General features: G+C 63.6%; 15 protein-coding genes. 10 read left to right on the forward strand and 5 right to left on the reverse strand.

What is annotated here, in order from left to right; translation table 11 throughout:
• Window positions 1-79 precede the first annotated feature (79 nt).
• Complete coding sequence (locus tag BHD07_RS25725; protein WP_018097439.1) at window positions 80-853, reverse strand: amino acid ABC transporter substrate-binding protein; 774 nt, start codon at window positions 851-853, stop codon at window positions 80-82.
• A 252-nt stretch (window positions 854-1105) separates the two neighbouring features.
• Between BHD07_RS25725 and BHD07_RS25730 the strand changes: the two genes are divergently transcribed.
• From BHD07_RS25730 to ispG, 3 genes are all read left to right on the forward strand, one after another.
• Window positions 1106-1903 carry a DeoR/GlpR family DNA-binding transcription regulator gene (locus BHD07_RS25730; RefSeq protein ID WP_198516756.1) on the forward strand — a complete coding sequence of 266 codons (798 nt, stop codon included), beginning with the start codon at window positions 1106-1108 and terminating at the stop codon, window positions 1901-1903.
• A 72-nt stretch (window positions 1904-1975) separates the two neighbouring features.
• Entirely contained in the window at window positions 1976-3166 is a 1191-nt protein-coding gene (locus BHD07_RS25735; protein WP_198516757.1) for an MFS transporter, read from the forward strand.
• 184 nt (window positions 3167-3350) lie between these two features.
• Window positions 3351-4604 (forward strand): flavodoxin-dependent (E)-4-hydroxy-3-methylbut-2-enyl-diphosphate synthase, encoded by a 1254-nt coding sequence (ispG, locus tag BHD07_RS25740; protein ID WP_338283698.1) that lies wholly within the window; start codon window positions 3351-3353, stop codon window positions 4602-4604.
• 9 nt (window positions 4605-4613) lie between these two features.
• Here the strand turns inward: ispG and BHD07_RS25745 are convergent, their stop codons facing one another.
• From BHD07_RS25745 to BHD07_RS25755, 3 genes are all read right to left on the reverse strand, one after another.
• Window positions 4614-5255: a LysE family translocator gene (locus tag BHD07_RS25745; RefSeq protein ID WP_338283700.1), complete on the reverse strand. Its 642-nt coding sequence runs from the start codon at window positions 5253-5255 to the stop codon at window positions 4614-4616.
• A 115-nt stretch (window positions 5256-5370) separates the two neighbouring features.
• Window positions 5371-6426 carry a histidinol-phosphate transaminase gene (hisC, locus tag BHD07_RS25750; RefSeq protein WP_100672679.1) on the reverse strand — a complete coding sequence of 352 codons (1056 nt, stop codon included), beginning with the start codon at window positions 6424-6426 and terminating at the stop codon, window positions 5371-5373.
• A 4-nt stretch (window positions 6427-6430) separates the two neighbouring features.
• Window positions 6431-7345: a polyprenyl synthetase family protein gene (locus BHD07_RS25755; protein WP_100672680.1), complete on the reverse strand. Its 915-nt coding sequence runs from the start codon at window positions 7343-7345 to the stop codon at window positions 6431-6433.
• A 191-nt stretch (window positions 7346-7536) separates the two neighbouring features.
• Between BHD07_RS25755 and mtgA the strand changes: the two genes are divergently transcribed.
• The 3 genes from mtgA (at window position 7537) to rpmF (ending at window position 9348) form a co-directional block, all read left to right on the forward strand.
• A complete protein-coding gene (gene mtgA, locus BHD07_RS25760; protein WP_375341885.1) occupies window positions 7537-8283 on the forward strand; it encodes a monofunctional biosynthetic peptidoglycan transglycosylase in 747 nt (248 codons plus the stop codon).
• 72 nt (window positions 8284-8355) lie between these two features.
• The gene (locus BHD07_RS25765; RefSeq protein WP_338283702.1) at window positions 8356-9000 is read left to right on the forward strand and encodes a glutathione S-transferase family protein; all 645 of its coding nucleotides are present in this window, start codon (window positions 8356-8358) and stop codon (window positions 8998-9000) included.
• 162 nt (window positions 9001-9162) lie between these two features.
• Window positions 9163-9348 (forward strand): 50S ribosomal protein L32, encoded by a 186-nt coding sequence (gene rpmF, locus BHD07_RS25770; RefSeq protein WP_003535764.1) that lies wholly within the window; start codon window positions 9163-9165, stop codon window positions 9346-9348.
• A 177-nt stretch (window positions 9349-9525) separates the two neighbouring features.
• Here rpmF and phaR read toward each other — a convergent pair whose 3' ends face one another.
• Window positions 9526-10104, reverse strand: a complete 579-nt coding sequence (gene phaR, locus BHD07_RS25775) for a polyhydroxyalkanoate synthesis repressor PhaR (RefSeq protein WP_003535770.1) — start codon at window positions 10102-10104, stop codon at window positions 9526-9528.
• A gap of 222 nt (window positions 10105-10326) precedes the next feature.
• Here phaR and BHD07_RS25780 point away from each other — a divergent pair, with 222 nt between their 5' ends.
• From BHD07_RS25780 to BHD07_RS25795, 4 genes are all read left to right on the forward strand, one after another.
• The gene (locus BHD07_RS25780; RefSeq protein WP_100672683.1) at window positions 10327-11508 is read left to right on the forward strand and encodes an acetyl-CoA C-acetyltransferase; all 1182 of its coding nucleotides are present in this window, start codon (window positions 10327-10329) and stop codon (window positions 11506-11508) included.
• A gap of 117 nt (window positions 11509-11625) precedes the next feature.
• Window positions 11626-12351, forward strand: coding sequence for a beta-ketoacyl-ACP reductase (locus tag BHD07_RS25785; RefSeq protein WP_018097420.1), 726 nt, complete (start codon window positions 11626-11628; stop codon window positions 12349-12351).
• Window positions 12352-13094: 743 nt separating this feature from the next.
• Window positions 13095-16145: a helicase-related protein gene (locus BHD07_RS25790; protein ID WP_198516763.1), complete on the forward strand. Its 3051-nt coding sequence runs from the start codon at window positions 13095-13097 to the stop codon at window positions 16143-16145.
• A 9-nt stretch (window positions 16146-16154) separates the two neighbouring features.
• On the forward strand, window positions 16155-16568 hold the full coding sequence (locus tag BHD07_RS25795) for an RNA-binding S4 domain-containing protein (protein WP_100672685.1): 414 nt from the start codon (window positions 16155-16157) through the stop codon (window positions 16566-16568).
• Window positions 16569-16908: the final 340 nt, after the last annotated feature.

The raw sequence follows: 16908 nt of genomic DNA on the forward strand, positions 1-16908 counted from the left end.
TGGGGAAAGGTGTGAAGCCCACATCCGTGCAACTTGAAGAGCGGGGGCGGTTGTTCGACCGGTCGCGCTTCCGCAGGCCCTATTTCGAAACGTCGGCGCCGAAATATTTCTGCGAGATCTTCTCATAGGTGCCGTCGGCCTTGATCTCGGCCAGCGCCTTGTTGATCGCTTCGAGCAGCTCCGGCTCGCCCTTGCGGATGATGATGCCCGAATAATCGGCATCGGGCTTTTCGGCGGCGATCTTCACATTCGCATCCGGCTTCTGCTTCTTGAAGTCGAGGAAGGAAAGGCTGTCATTGATGGTCGCGTCGGCCCGGCCCGTCAGCACGAGCTGGATCGACTGATCGAAACCGTCGGTTCCGACGAGCTCGGCGCCCGAGGCTTGCGCGAGCTTGCCGAAGTTGCTGGTCAGCGACTGTGCCGACTTCTTGCCCTTCAGGTCGGCGAAGTCTTTGATCTCCTCGTCGTCGCCGCGGACGATCAGCACCGCCTTGGAGGCGATATAGGGTTCGGAGAAGTCGTATTTCTTCTTGCGTTCCTCGGTGATGCCGACCTGGTTGATGACCGCGTCATAACGGTTTGCGTCGAGGCCGGCGATCAGGCCATCCCACTTGCCTTCCAGGAATTCCGGCTTGACGCCGAGGCGTTTGGCGACTTCCTGACCGATCTCGACGTCGAAGCCGACGAGAGCGCCGCTCGCGTCATGATAGGTGAAGGGGGCGTAAGTGCCCTCGGTGCCGATCTTCAGCACGCCTGCGGACTTGACCTCGTCCAGGTTCTGCCCCGCCTCAGCGGGAACGAAGGCGGCGAGTTGCAGGAGGGCGGCAGCAAAAAGCGTCGGAAGGAGTTTCATGGTTGTTTTCCAGTTCTGGTTCTCCGGCTGTCATCCGGATTGCAGCGAATTTCGCATAAACCCGCCAGTTTCCAAGCGTATAAAAGACCAATTCCGAACGGTTTCGATGAAGATTTTTCCTCAGATGGCCGATTCCCCCCGAAAACGCTGCGGCGTGAAATGTTCCGTTGCATGCCTGCCGTTTTGCGGCAGGCGGGATTGAAAGCCGTGGTTGGGAGTGATAATCACGTTTCCATCGATTCATGCACGATTATGCACGGTTTCAGGATGTCCATCGATCTGCTGCTGCGAGAGAGAAAGAGTCTGATCCAGGAAAGGCTCAGAACCGAGGGCCGGGTGCTTGCGGCCGATCTCGCGCGCGAATTCGGCGTGTCGGAAGACACGATCCGCCGCGACCTGCGCGAAATGGCCGCCGCCGGCCTTTGCGAGCGCGTCTATGGCGGAGCGTTGCCGGTTGCGCCCGACGCAGGCTCGCTCGTGGCCCGGATATCGCGCGCACCCGAACGGAAGGCGGCGCTGGCGCGGGTTGCGGTCGCCTTTCTAAGGCCGCGCATGACCGTGTTCCTCGACGCCGGCTCCGCCAATCTGGCGATTGCGCAGGCGATCGGACCGGACCTCCCCGCGACGATCATCACCAATACGCCGCCGGTCGCGGCGGCCTTGATGGAGAAGCCGGGCATCGAAGTCATTCTGGTGGGCGGGCCGCTGAACCGCGCTGTCGGCGCGGCGGTCGGTGCGCGGGCGCAGCGCGATGCCGAGTTCTTGCGGCCCGATCTCGCGATACTCGGAACCTGCGGTGCGGATGCCGAAGCAGGGCTGACCGCGTTCCACTTCGAGGATGCGGAATTCAAGCGGCTGATCGCTTCCAGGAGCCGCGCCCTGCTTGCGGCCGTCACGACCGACAAGCTCGGTACCGCTGCGCCGCATCCGGTGGTCGCCATAGACGGTGCTTCCACGCTCGTTCTCGAGGCGGATGCGCCGGAAGCCCATGTCGCGGCCTTCACGGCGCGGGGGGCGAACGTCGTTCTCGCGAAGGAGCCTATCCGGTGATCCGCGATCCCGACGGCAATCTCATCGAAATCACCAATTGAGCCGGACGATCCGGCAGCGGAAGGTTAACCCATGGATCAGCGTACAGATTCCGCCCAGAAAGCCGTTGGCCGGCAGGGCTATATGTCGAAAAACCGGCTAGCCGTGTCTCTCCTGTTTCTGATGAACGGCTTCGTCACCGGAAGCTGGGCGCCGAAAATCCCGGAGTTCAAGGAACGCCTCGGCATCGGCGAGAGCGTTCTCGGCCTTCTCATCCTCGGTTTCGGCATCGGCTCGCTGGTGCTGATGCCTATTGCCGGCGGCTTCATCGCCCGTCTCGGCTCGCAGAAGGTGGTCAAGGTCACGGCGATCATCCTTTCACCGCTGCTTCTCCTCCTGACGCTTCTGCCGAATCTGTGGACGGCAGCACTCGGCATGTTCCTGCTCGGCGGCTTCGTCGGCGCGATGGATGTGGCCATGAACGCCAATGCCGTCGAGGTCGAGAAGTCGATGCGCCGTGCAATCATGTCCTCGTGCCATGCCTATTGGAGCCTCGGCGGGCTGATCGGCGCCGGGATCGGCGGCTTTCTGATGGCCCGCTTCGGCGTGCTGCCGCATGCGATCGTCGTCACCTGTCTGTGCCTTGCGATACTCGCGGTTGCCTGGCCGATGATCCTTGCCGACCGGCCGCATCCTGCGGCAACCAAAGAGAAGCTCAGGCTGCCGATGACACCGCTGCCCTGGCTGATCGGCATCATGGCGCTTTTCTCGATGGTGCCCGAGGGTGCCGTTCTCGACTGGGGTGCACTTTATCTGAAGGATGAACTCGGCGCCTCCGTCGAGCTTTCAGGCTTCGGTTTTGCGGCCTTCTCGGCGACCATGGCGGCGATGCGCTTTGCCGGCGATCACGTGCGCGACCGGCTCGGCGCCACTCTGACCCTGCGCATCTGCACCGTGACCGCTCTCTTCGGCATGGTGCTGGCCGGTCTCGCTCCCAATGCCGTTCTCGCGATCCTCGGTTTTGCGCTTGCAGGCATCGGCATTTCCAACATGGTGCCGATCGCCTTTTCGGCCGCCGGCAATATGCCGGGTCTGCAGCCGGGCATCGGGCTGTCGGTCGCGACCACCATGGGCTATTCCGGCATGCTGTTTGCGCCCTCATTGATCGGCTTCATCGCGGAACACAGCGGCTTCGCGATCATCTTCGCCTGTGTCCCCGTGCTGTTCATCGTGGTGCTGCTGCTTTCGCATCACGCCGTTCATGCGGATCATGGCAAGGGGTGATCGTCCTTCGGGCGGGGCGCAGACTGGCGCAAGCGACTGCTCGCGTAGCCGCTGCCATCAATTCGCCGTCAGCGCGTGATGTTGCCGTTGACAAGCGGGCGTTCCTTCGCCACCTGAAAAGTGAAAGTATCGGGCGGTCCGTGCGCGTTCCGCTCTGCAGCAACGGACCCAAGAAGAGGCCTTCATGTCTTCTGCCTTCGATTTCGAGCCACAGCCGCGCCGCGCCTCGGTCGCCGTCGATGTCGGCGGCGTGATCGTCGGTGGCGGTGCTCCGGTCGTCGTCCAGTCGATGACGAACACCGATACGGCCGATATCGATGCGACGGTGGCGCAGGTGGCCGCACTCCACAAGGCAGGTTCGGAGCTGGTGCGCATCACGGTCGATCGCGACGAGAGCGCCGCGGCCGTGCCGAAGATCCGCGAGCGGCTCCTGCGCCTCGGCATGGACGTGCCGCTCGTCGGCGATTTTCATTATATCGGGCACAAGCTGCTCGCCGATTATCCGGCCTGTGCCGAGGCGCTTGCCAAATACCGCATCAATCCCGGCAATGTCGGTTTCAAGGACAAGAAGGACAAGCAGTTCGCCGAAATCATCGAGATGGCGATCCGCTACGACAAACCGGTGCGCATCGGGGTGAACTGGGGCTCGCTCGATCAGGAACTGCTGACGCGCCTGATGGACGCGAACCAGGCGAATGGCTCCCCTTTGACGGCACAGCAGGTGATGCGCGAGACGATCGTGCAATCGGCGCTTCTCTCGGCGGAACTTGCAGAGGAGCTGGGCCTGCCGCGCAACCGCATCATCCTGTCCGCCAAGGTCTCGGGCGTGCAGGACCTGATCGCCGTCTATGCGATGCTCGCCGCCCGTTCCGACCATGCGCTTCATCTCGGCCTCACCGAGGCGGGCATGGGCACCAAGGGCATCGTCGCCTCTTCCGCCTCGCTCGGCATTCTGATGCAGCAGGGCATCGGCGACACCATCCGCATTTCCCTGACGCCCGAACCCGGCGGCGACCGCACGCGCGAGGTGCAGGTGGCGCAGGAGCTACTGCAGGTGATGGGCTTCCGTCAGTTCATTCCGGTGGTCGCGGCCTGTCCGGGCTGCGGCCGCACCACCTCGACCGTGTTCCAGGAACTGGCCCAGAAGATCCAGGAGGATATCCGCGCGAGCATGCCGGTCTGGCGTGAGAAATATCCGGGCGTCGAGGCGCTGAAGGTCGCCGTAATGGGCTGCATCGTCAACGGCCCCGGCGAGAGCAAGCATGCCGATATCGGTATTTCGCTTCCTGGAACCGGCGAAATGCCGGCCGCACCTGTCTTTATCGACGGGCAGAAGGCGCTGACGCTGCGCGGACCGAAGATCGCCGAGGACTTTCAGCTTCTCGTCGCCGATTATATCGAGAAACGCTTCGGCCACGGCCAGGCGGCCGCGGAGTAGTATCGAGGATCAAAGCCGCGCCGTCAAAAGCTTGAAGCCGGCAAAGGCGAAGAAGCCGGCCATCAGGCTCTCGATGATCCGCCGCGATTTCAGATAGGCCCGATGGACCGGCGCGAGCGAAAAGACGATCGCGAAGCCGCAGAAGGTCACGAGACCGATCAGCATGCAGCCGACGATGAAGGCGGCGGTGACGCCGACCGGCGCTCCCTCCGGCATCCCGAGCGAAACCAGCATCATCCAGGCGAAGATCGCCTTCGGATTGGTCAGGTGGATCCCGAGACCTTTGAGGTAAAGCTTCTTCAGCGAGGAAGTCGGGGGCACACGAAGGGCGGACGGTCGGGCGTCGCCCCGCATCGCCGCTCTGAGCGCATTATAGGCAAGCAAGAACAGGTAGCAGGCGCCGGCGATCTTCAGGACGATGATCGCCTGGCCATAGGTCCGGATAAGGGCCGACAGGCCGGAAGCCGTCAGCATCGCCCAGGTGTAGCTGCCGCTCAGCACGCCGAAGGCGAGCGCGAGGCCTGCGCTTCTCCCCCGGCTGATCGAGGTCGCGATGATCGCCAGAACCGCGGGCCCCGGCGAGGCAACGGCGATGACATAGGCCGTCCAGGCGACGAGGAGCTGCGGCAGATAGGGCGTAAGGTCCAGCATGACGGCGTCCGATTGTCCCTGCGGGGACAGTAGCCGAGGTCTCCGTTGATGCCAATGGGAGGTTTGGCCGTAGCCACCTGTAGCATTTTGCGGCAGCACCCGATTCTGTGCTGCCTTACAGAATCTCGTCGAGTGCCGCGACCAGCTTGGCGCATTCCGCGTCGGTGCCGATGGTGATGCGCAGGAAATCCGCGATTCGGGGCTTGGCGAAATGGCGGACGATCACAGCCCTTTCGCGCAGTTTCGCCGCCAGCGTCTGGCCCGCATGTCGGGGGTGGCGGGCGAAGACGAAGTTTGCCTGCGACGGCAGGACCTCGAAGCCGCGCTTTTCGAGTTGGCTCGTCAGCTTCGCCCGCGAGGCGATGATCTTGCCGCGGGTAGCCTCGAACCATGCCTCGTCTTTCATCGCAGCCGTTGCACCCGCCTGGGCGGTGCGTCCGAGCGGATAGGAGTTGAAGCTGTCCTTGACGCGCTCCAGCGCCTCGACCAGCGGGCGCTGGCCGATCGCGAAGCCGACGCGCAGGCCGGCCAGCGCGCGTGACTTTGAGAAGGTCTGAACGACGAGCAGATTGTCGTATTTCGGAACGAGCGCGATTGCGGATGCGCCGCCGAAATCGATATAGGCCTCGTCGATCACCACCGGCTGATCGGGATGCTCGGCCACCAGCCTTTCGATATCGGCAAGCGGCAGGCCGATGCCGGTCGGGGCGTTCGGGTTCGGCAGGATGACCGCGCCCGAGGGACGGCGATAATCGGCGATGTCGATGCGGAATGCGGCGTCGAGCGGCACCTCCACCGCCTCGATGCCGAAAAGGCCCGCATAGGTCGTGTAGAAGCTGTAGGAGATGTCCGGGAAAAGCAGCGGCCTGTCGTGCTTCAGCAGCGCGGCGAAAGCGTGTGCCAGGACCTCGTCGGAACCGTTGCCGACGAAGACCTCCCCGACCGATACCTTGTGGCGCGCGGCGATCGTCTCCCGCAGCCCGAGAGCGACGGGATCCGGATAGAGGCGGAGATCCTTGTCCGCCGCCGCCCGGATCGCCTCCAGCGCCTTTTCCGAGGGCCCATAGGGGCTCTCATTGGTGTTGAGCTTGACGAGATCGGCCATGCGCGGCTGTTCACCGGGAACGTAGGGTTTCAGCGCGGCCACGATCGGCGACCAGAATTTGCTCATGAGCTCAGTTCCTGCGATTGGCGATGAAGCGGGCGGTTTCGGCAAGGATCGCCGAGCTTGGCCCGTAGGGTTTGAGCAGGCCTTCCGCCTCGGCCACCAGGTTTTCGAGCCGGCGCTCGGCCCAAGGCTGGCCGTGCAGGGAGACAAGCGTACCCTTCCCCCGTGCCGCATCCTTGCCGGTCGCCTTGCCGACGATTGCTGCATCGGCGGTGAGGTCGAGAAGGTCGTCGGCGAGCTGAAAGGCGAGGCCGATCTTCTCTCCGAAGGCGCGCAGGCGTCGGCGGTCCTCTGCCGGCGCATCGGCGATGATTGCGCCCGCCTCGCAGGCGAAGCGGATGAGGGCCCCTGTCTTCATCGACTGCAAGAGGACGATGCCGGCTTCGTCGGGAGCACTCTTTTCGGCGGCAAGGTCGAGCGCCTGACCGCCGGCCATGCCGCCATGCCCGGCCGCGCGCGCGAGCGCCAGCACGAGCGTCGTCTTCTGGCGGTCGGAAAGCGCCGTTTCCGGCGCCGCGATGATGTCGAAGGCGAAGGTCAGCAGGCTGTCGCCCGCGAGGATCGCCGTCGCCTCGTCGAAGGCGACGTGCACCGTCGGCTTTCCGCGGCGCATGTCGTCGTCGTCCATGGCCGGGAGGTCGTCATGGACGAGTGAGTAGCAGTGGATGCATTCGAGCGCGGCGCCTGTTCTGAGCGCCGCTTCCGCATCGCCGCCGAGGAGGGCCGCGCTTTCGGCAACGAGAAAAGGCCTCAGCCGCTTGCCGCCGTTGAGCACGCCATGGCGCATGGCGCCGAGCAGGTTTTCCGGGCGGGCGATTTCGCCCGCGCCCGGGGCCGGGCCGAGCAACGTCTCGAGCAGCGCTTCGACTGCGGCCGCGTTGGTCCTGAGGCGCGCCGGAAAGGATGATCTTTCGTCTGTCATAGAGGCTCTTTGACATGCGGCGGAGCGGCTTTCAACGGGGTTTTGCGTCGCGCGCACAGGGCCGGTCCCGGGACGACGGCGCTGCAGAGCCTTGCCTTTTGCGAGAAAGGCCGTTCAACTTTCGCTCGCCATCGCATATGAGAGGGTGAATGGGACAAGAGGCGGGCGGAAAAGAGGTGGACGGACGGGGCGTGGAGATCGTTTCGGAAGAACGCGAGGAGGCGGAGTTGCCCGCCGGTCGCCGGGCAGCCACGCGCAGGACGTGGCGCTCGCGGTGGCGTCGGCTCGTTCTCGTCGTCCTCTCCGTTCTCATCCTGCCTTATGCCTTGATCGTCCTCTATCTCCTGGAGTTCATTCACCCGGTCTCGACACTGATGCTGCGCGACCTCGTGCTGCTGCGGGGCTACGACCGGCAGTGGGTGGAATTCGACGACATCGCGCCGGTGCTCGTCCAGTCGGTGATGATGTCGGAGGACGGGCAGTTCTGCGCTCATGCCGGCATCGATTGGGCGCAGATGCGTGGCGTCGTCGAGGACGCGCTCGACGGCGAACAGACGCGTGGCGCCAGCACGATCCCGATGCAGACGGTCAAGAACCTGTTCCTCTGGAACGGCCGTTCCTTCGTGCGCAAGGCGATGGAACTGCCGCTTGCGATCGCAGCCGATTTCGCCTGGAGCAAGCGGCGCCTGATGGAGATCTACCTGAACGTCGCCGAATGGGGCGAGGGCATCTACGGGATCGAGGCCGCCGCCCGTCATCATTTCGGCGTTTCGGCGGCGAAGCTTTCGCGCCGGCAGGCCGCTCTCCTCGCCGTTTCGCTGCCCAACCCGATCGACCGCAATGCGGGAAAGCCCGGGCGCGGTCTCAGGCGGCTCGCCGGCGTGATCGAGCGCCGTGCCAGCCGCTCCGGCGGTTACATCACCTGCCTTTATGATTAAGATGAAACCAATTCATTGGTTTGTCCGGTGCCGATGTGGCAAGTCTGCCCTCGGTTTCAGCGGAGACAGATCATGACCAAGCTCGTCCTCTATGTCGGCAACAAGAACTATTCGTCCTGGTCGATGCGCCCCTGGCTCGCGCTCACGGCTTGCGGCATTCCGTTCGAGGACGTCGTTATTCCATTCGATTTCGCGACCGGCAATCCGCGGTTCCGCGAAATCTCGCCGACAGGGCGCGTTCCGGTGCTCCACCATGGCGAAAACCGCGTTTGGGAGTCGCTCGCGATCATCGAATACGCGGCGGAGCTTTTCCCGGATGCAGGTCTCTGGCCGGAGGAGCGCGCGGATCGTGCCCGTGCGCGCAGCTACTCGATGGAGATGCTCTCCGGCTTCCGGGCGCTGCGCGCCTGCCCGATGAATATCCGCCGGCCGAGAAAGTCGATCGCTCTGCCGGATGGCGTCAGCGAGGATGTGGCGCGGATCGAGACGATCTGGCGGGAGTCGGTCGAGCGATCAGGGGGTCCGTTCCTTTTCGGCCGGTTCACCGCGGCCGACGCGATGTTCGCTCCGGTCGTCAACCGTTTCGAGACCTATGAGCTCGTGACGGACCCGGCGACGCTCGCCTATATGGATGCCGTCAAGGCGCATCCGGCCTTCCGCAGGTGGGAGGAGGCCGCAAGAGCCGAACCCTGGATCGTGCCGGAGGACGAGGCCTGAAGCGGATCGAGGCTTCCCGAAGGGAGTCGAAAATTTGCGCGCGGGGACTGGTCAAAGTGCGGTTCGACATGTATAAGCGCGCGAAATTCCGAGATCGACATCTGTTTGACCCGGCCATTTTCGGCTGCTGAACAGTGTTTTGCCCGATAAGTGGAGAATGAAATGGCTGTACCGAAAAGAAAAACGAGCCCGTCCAAGCGTGGCATGCGCCGTTCCGCTGACGCCCTCAAGGCTCCGACCTACATCGAAGACAAGAACTCCGGCGAACTGCGCCGCCCGCATCATATCGACCTGAAGACCGGCATGTATCGCGGCCGCCAGGTCCTGACGCCGAAGGAAAACGCATAAGCGTTTCCGCCTGCGGATGAAGTTCGAAGGGTCGGCATTGCCGGCCCTTTTTCTTTTGGTGCGAATGTCTGATGGCTTGGACGAGCGCGCCTCTCATCTGGCCTGCCGCCCACCTTCTCCCTGCAAGCGGGGTGAGGGGCTGGAGCCCCTGCCATCACGGAGAAGCATCGCGGAAGTTCAGCCCAGATTGTCCAGTTTCGTCTGAAGGGCGCGAAGCTGTTCCTTCAGTTCGTCGATGTCCTTCGCCTCGGCCTTCCTGGTTTCCTTGGCCGGCGGGGCGGCCATGAAGGGCGAAAACATCTGCATGGCCTGATGGAACATTTCGGTGTTGCGCCGGACCTGTTCCTCGACGAGCTGCAATGGCACCTTCAGGTTCTTGCCGATCGGCGTGTCGCCGAAGGCCTTGGTGATCTGCTCGCGCATCTGCGCCTGCTGTTCGGTGAAGGCCTGCATCGAGTGCTCGAGATAGCTCGGTACGACCATCTGCATCTGGTCGCCATAAAAGGAGATCAACTGGCGGAGAAAGGAAATCGGCAGAAGCGTGTTGCCGGTCTTCGACTCCTGCTCGAAGATGATCTGCGTCAGCACGGAATGGGTTATGTCTTCGCCGGACTTGGCATCCTGCACGATGAAGTCCTCGCCCCTCTTCACCATGACAGCCAGGTCGTCGAGGGTCACGTAAGTGCTCGTACCGGTATTGTAGAGGCGCCGGTTCGCATATTTCTTGATGACGATCTGGCCTTCGTTTTTCCCCATCAGGGTCTCCTCTTACCCATGGTCCCGTCTTTATTGTATTTTTCAGAGTATCCGCAAAAGAGCGCCACTGACAATCTCTTTGTGCAATGCGGCGACGCAGCTGCGAACAAGCGCCGACAAGTCACCGTGAAGCTTTTGCGGCAGTGCAACTAGCCGTTTGACTCGCGCTCCTCCCTTTGCCAGTCTGCCTCCATCAGGCAAAGCAAATATGAGGAACGTCCCATGAGCAATCCCTCGATCGTCATCGCCAGCGCGGCCCGCACGGCCGTCGGCTCCTTCAATGGCGCCTTCGGCAACACTCCCGCGCACGAACTGGGCGCGGCCGCCATCAAGGCGGTGCTCGAGCGGGCGGGCGTCGAAGCGGGCGAGGTGGACGAGGTGATCCTCGGCCAGGTGCTGCCGGCGGGCGAGGGGCAGAATCCTGCACGGCAAGCGGCGATGAAGGCGGGCCTCCCGCAGGAAAAGACCGCCTGGGGCATGAACCAGCTTTGCGGCTCGGGCCTGCGCGCCGTGGCGCTCGGCATGCAGCAGATCGCAACCGGCGATGCGAAGGTCATCGTTGCTGGCGGCATGGAGTCGATGTCCATGGCGCCGCATTGCGCGCACCTGCGCGGCGGCGTGAAGATGGGCGACTACAAGATGATCGACACGATGATCAAGGACGGCCTGACGGATGCCTTCTACGGCTACCACATGGGCATCACCGCCGAGAACGTTGCGCGGAAATGGCAGCTGACGCGCGAGGAACAGGACGAATTCGCGCTTGCCTCCCAGAACAAGGCGGAAGCGGCTCAGAAGGCCGGGCGTTTTGCCGACGAGATCGTGCCTTTCGTCGTGAAGACGCGCAAGGGCGACGTAACCGTGGATCAGGACGAGTACATCCGCCACGGTGCCACGCTCGATTCGATCGCAAAGCTCCGCCCGGCCTTCGACAAGGAAGGTACCGTGACCGCGGGCAATGCTTCGGGTCTCAACGACGGCGCCGCCGCGGCGCTCTTGATGACCGAGGCCGAGGCGACCCGGCGCGGCATCCAGCCGCTTGCCCGCATCGTCTCCTGGGCGACGGCAGGCGTCGACCCGCAGATCATGGGCACCGGCCCCATCCCCGCATCGCGCAAGGCCCTCGAAAAAGCCGGCTGGTCGGTCGCCGACATCGAGCTCGTGGAAGCGAACGAGGCTTTCGCGGCTCAGGCCTGCGCCGTCAACAAGGACCTCGGCTGGGATCCTTCGATCGTCAACGTCAATGGCGGAGCGATCGCCATCGGCCATCCGATCGGTGCATCCGGTGCCCGCGTGCTGAACACGCTTCTTTTCGAAATGAAGCGGCGCGGCGTCTCCAAGGGGCTTGCCACCCTGTGCATCGGCGGCGGCATGGGCGTCGCCATGTGCGTGGAACGCCTGTAACCGGCCGCCTGCAATGCGGGCAAGTTTCGGATCAGACGATGGAGATCAGCGGCCCGGGCTCGCCGGGCTGCAGGGGTGTGCTTTTGCGAATTTGAATCAACCGAGCGGGAGGCGAGTATGAGCAGGGTAGCACTGGTAACGGGCGGATCCCGCGGCATTGGCGCCGCAATTTGCGTGGCGTTGAAGGCTGCGGGCTACAAGGTGGCCGCAAACTATGCCGGAAATGACGAGAGGGCCAAGGCCTTCGAGCAGGAAAGCGGCATTCCCGTCTATAAATGGGACGTATCGAGTTATCAGGCCTGCGTCGATGGCATCGCCAGGGTCGAGGCGGACCTCGGACCGGTCGACATCCTCGTCAACAATGCCGGCATCACCCGTGACGCCATGTTCCACAAGATGACGCCGGAACAGTGGGGCGAAGTGATCGGCACCAATCTCACCGGCGTGTTCAACATGACGCATCCGGTCTGGTCGGGCATGCGCGACCGCGGTTTCGGGCGCATCGTCAACATCTCGTCGATCAACGGCCAGAAGGGGCAGATGGGCCAGGTGAACTATTCCGCCGCCAAGGCCGGCGATCTCGGCCTGACCAAGGCCCTGGCCCAGGAAGGGGCGGCGAAGGGGATCACCGTCAACGCGATTTGCCCCGGCTATATCGGCACCGAGATGGTGCGCGCCGTTCCGGAAAAGGTGCTCAACGAGCGGATCATTCCACAGATACCGGTGGGACGCCTGGGCGAGCCGGAGGAAGTGGCACGCTGCGTCGTGTTTCTCGCTTCCGACGACGCGGGCTTCATCACCGGCTCGACGATTTCGGCCAACGGGGGCCAGTACTTCGCCTGAGGCGTAATGCCGGCGGCTTTTTTTTCGGCGCCCTTCGGGGCGCCGGATTCGTTTTGGCCCTCGGATCTCGCATCCGTGTCCATGCTGAAGCCTGCCCCCGATGTCTATAGGTGCCACTAGATATTGTGGCGAACGAAAGGGGAAAACGTTCCTCCGGGCGAGTCGGCGCCGCTCTGCCCATGCGGGAGCGGGTGCCTGTGAAGCGATTCCTATTTCCGGACTCGGCCGATCGGCGGCGAATCCCGTTAAAATTTTTCAATCTTTCCAGACTCTTGGATTCGGAATCCTTTGCGTGGTCAAAGGCTGCAGTGACGACAGCCGAAGCCGATCGGCAGCTTCTGAGGGGTGATCCTCCCTTGGATTCAGCATCTGGTGCGTAACTAGATGTTGATATCTATATATAGCCGTGAACATAAAGTGAATCAGCGGGAGTCAGCGATTCGTCTCTGATTCGTTCCGTCGCTGTTCCAGAATCCTGAACTGCAGTTGAAAGGGGAGCCGCAAGATATGGTTGGCCGCTTGGCGCATTTATTCCCCGTGAACCCTTGCGTTTGGCACGTCGCATAGGCATCTGTTTCCCGCCGGAGCGTGAACGCGCGCCGGCTCACCATACGTGTTCCTTAAATCGGAGCCGTTTTAAGGATAATACATACGCCAAATCAGCACTGCAGCGAGCTTTGCGCGACCAAGGAAGCGCGGTGCTGTAGAGACTGTCCGGGATCGAGACCTTGTCTTTTCAATCCATGATCCTGAGCGGCCGCGGCGTGACCGCGGTGCTCGGACCCACCAATACCGGCAAGACCCATTATGCGATCGAGCGCATGATCGCGCATGACAGCGGCGTCATAGGGCTGCCGCTGAGATTGCTCGCACGCGAGGTCTATACGCGTCTCGTGGAGAAGGTCGGCCACCACAATGTCGCGCTGATCACGGGCGAGGAAAAGATCGCCCCGCATCGTGCCCGCTTTTCGGTCTGCACGGTGGAAGCGATGCCGCGCGAGACCACGGCCTCCTTCGTGGCGATCGACGAGGTTCAACTGGCGGGCGATCTCGAACGCGGCCATATCTTCACGGACCGGATACTGCACCTGCGCGGCCGCGGCGAGACGCTGCTGCTCGGCGCCGCGACGATGCGGCCGATCCTCGAATATCTGCTGCCCGGCATCACCGTCGTCGAGCGGCCGCGCATGTCGCAGCTTCTCTATGCCGGCTCCAAGAAAATCACCCGCCTGCCGAACCGCTCGGCAATCGTCGCCTTTTCGGCCGACGAGGTCTATGCGATCGCGGAGCTCATCCGGCGCCAGCGCGGCGGCGCGGCCGTCGTACTGGGCGCGCTTTCGCCGCGAACCCGCAATGCCCAGGTGGCGCTCTATCAGGAGGGGGACGTCGACTACCTCGTGGCGACCGACGCCATCGGCATGGGGCTGAACCTCGACGTCGATCATGTCGCCTTCGCTCAGGACAGGAAGTTCGACGGCTACCAGTACCGTAACCTCAATCCGGCGGAGCTCGCCCAGGTCGCGGGGCGCGCGGGCAGGCACGTCCGGGACGGGACCTTCGGCGTGACCGGACGCGTCGATCCGTTCGACGAGGAGCTGGTGCACCGCATCGAATCGCATGAGTTCGACCCGGTCCGCGTGCTGCAGTGGCGCTCCAAGGCGCTCGACTTTTCTTCCCTGAAGGCACTGAAAAAGAGCCTCGAGGCCGCACCGGCGGTATCCGGCCTGGCGCGGGCGCTCCCGGCCGTCGATCAGCAGGCTCTCGAGCATCTGACCCGCTACCCGGAGATCGTCGACGTCGCCACGGCGTCCGAGCGCGTCGAGAAGCTCTGGGAAGCCTGCGCGCTCCCGGATTATCGCCGCATCACGCCGGCTCAGCATGCGGATCTGATCTCGACCATCTATGCGGACCTCGTTCGCCATGGCACGGTCAACGAGGATTTCATGGCCGAACAGGTCCGGCGCGCCGATCATACGGACGGCGAAATCGACACACTTTCGGCGCGAATTGCGCAGATCAGGACCTGGACCTATGTATCCAACCGGCCCGGGTGGCTTGCCGATCCGACACACTGGCAAGAAAAGACGCGGGAAATCGAAGATCGATTGTCCGACGCGCTACATGAAAGGTTGACGAAACGCTTTGTTGATCGCAGGACATCTGTGCTCATGAAGCGCCTGAGAGAGAATGCGATGCTGGAAGCAGAAATCAGTGTGAATGGTGATGTCTTCGTCGAGGGACACCATGTGGGTCAGCTAGCCGGTTTCCGGTTCACGCTCGCCGCGGGCAGCGAGGGAACGGACGCGAAGGCCGTTCAGGGTGCCGCCCATAAGGCGCTCGCGCTGGAATTCGAAGCGCGCGCCGCTCGTCTCCATGCCGCCGGCAATGGCGACCTGGCTCTGTCGTCGGACGGTCTTGTCCGTTGGCTCGGCGATCCGGTCGCGCGGCTCACGGCGAGCGACCACGTCATGCGTCCCCGCGTCATCCTGCTTGCCGACGATCAGCTTCAGGCTAATGCCCGCGAACATGTCCTGGCGCGGATCGAGCGTTTCGTGAACCATCACATCAGCACGGTGCTGAAGCCGCTGGACGACATTTCGCGCGCCGAGGATCTGGAGGGTCTCGCCAAGGGTCTCGCCTTCCAGATCGTCGAGAATCTCGGCGTGCTCTTCCGTCGCGACGTCGCCGAAGACGTAAAGTCGCTCGATCAGGAGAGCCGCGCGTCGATTCGCAGATACGGTGTACGCTTCGGCGCCTATCACATCTTCCTCCCCGCGCTTTTGAAGCCGGCTCCGGCGGAGCTGATCACGCTTCTCTGGGCCCTGAAGAATGACGGGCTGGACAAGCCCGGTTACGGCGAGCTCATCCCGATGCTTGCCGCCGGCCGTACCTCGGTCGTCACCGATCCGTCTTTCGAGCGGACCTTCTACAAGCTCGCGGGCTTCCGCTTCCTCGGCAAGCGCGCTGTGCGGATCGATATCCTCGAGCGGCTTGCCGATCTCATCCGTCCGCTCCTGCAGTGGAAGCCGGGGACGTCGCCGCGTCCGGAAGGCGCCTATGACGGCCGCCGTTTCGTCGCGACGACGTCGATGTTGTCCATTCTCGGGGCGACGCCGGATGACATGGAGGAAATCCTCAAGGGTCTCGGCTATCGCGCCGACGCCGTGCCGGCCGAAGAGGCGGCAGCTTTCCTGGCAAGCCAGAACGGGGACACGGCGTCTGCCGAAGAGGCCGGTGCGAGCGTAGCGGATGCAGGCGTCGAGGCCGAGGCCGCGGATGCGCCTGCCGCAGAGACGGAGGCCGCCGGAACCGCGGCTGCCGAGACGCCTGCCGCAGAGACGGAAGCCGCCGCCGATACCGCAGCTGCAACGACGCCGGCGGCGCCGGCAAGCGACGATGCAGCGGCACCGGCTGAGCCGGAGGCCCCGGTTGAAGCCAAGCCGGTGCTCCTGTGGCGTCCGGGCACCCGTCAGGACAATCAGCGACAGGGCGGTCGCCAGGGCGAACAGCGCCGAGGGGGCCAGCGCCATGGCCAGACCGAAGGCCGCGAGGGCGGCCGCAGGCAGGCTCCTCATGGCAAGTCGCAGGGCAAGCCCCGGGAAGGCAAGCCGCAGGAAGGCAAGGGGTCCGAAGGAAGGCCGGGCGGTCAGCGAAAGGACCGCGGCGACCGGCACGATCGAAACAAGTCGTCTCCCTCCAAGTTCGAAGGGCGTCCGCCCCGCAAGGAAAAGCCGATCGATCCGGATTCGCCTTTCGCCAAACTCGCTGCTCTGAAGGAGCAGATGAAGAAGTAGGTCAGGCCCATGGAAAAAGAGCCGCCGTCCGCCCCTGCAATGCGCCAGCGGCTCGACAAGTGGCTGTTCTTCGCCCGGCTGATCAAATCGCGCTCGCTCGCCCAGAAGGCGATCGAGGCGGGCCATGTGGCCGTCAACGGCAAGCGTGAGACGCAATCGTCCGCCCAGATCAGGGCCGGCGACATGCTCGAGGTGTCGCTGGAGCGGCGCGATCTCGTCGTGCGCGTGCTGCTGCCCGGGTCCCGCCGCGGCCCCTATGAGGAAGCGCGCCTCCTCTACGAGGATTTGACTCCCGCCGTACCCGCCGGCAGGCCCACGCTTTTCGAGCAGGCGACGCGCGACCGCGGCGCAGGGCGGCCGACAAAGCGGGAGCGCCGCGAGACGGACCGCTTGCGGCCGGGGCCGGACCCCGATGACGACTGATTTTCAGACTTTGGACCCGGTGCCGTAGACCGTCGCAGCGGCCTGCAACCGATTTCGGCACGCCCGTCCCGAGGCTGGAAAACTGTGCCCCCAGAGGGGCAAATCGCGCATGGATAATTCTTGCAAAGGCCCGTCAAAGCCTTTACGTGACAAGCAACGCTACAGTGCCGAACGTCCAGTTCGAGGGGCGAAGGTTGGTGTAGCAGCTTGAACCGATGTGTGGTTTCACCGGATCGATTCCGATTCACGAAGCCATGCTGAGGATGGCATTCGGGTCTGCATCGGCAGCTATGCGTGCCGGACATGCCTAGCATGCGCGGGCGATCGAGTATCACCGTTG

The organism is Sinorhizobium sp. KGO-5, from assembly GCF_036245905.1.
Classification (GTDB): domain Bacteria; phylum Pseudomonadota; class Alphaproteobacteria; order Rhizobiales; family Rhizobiaceae; genus Sinorhizobium; species Sinorhizobium meliloti_A.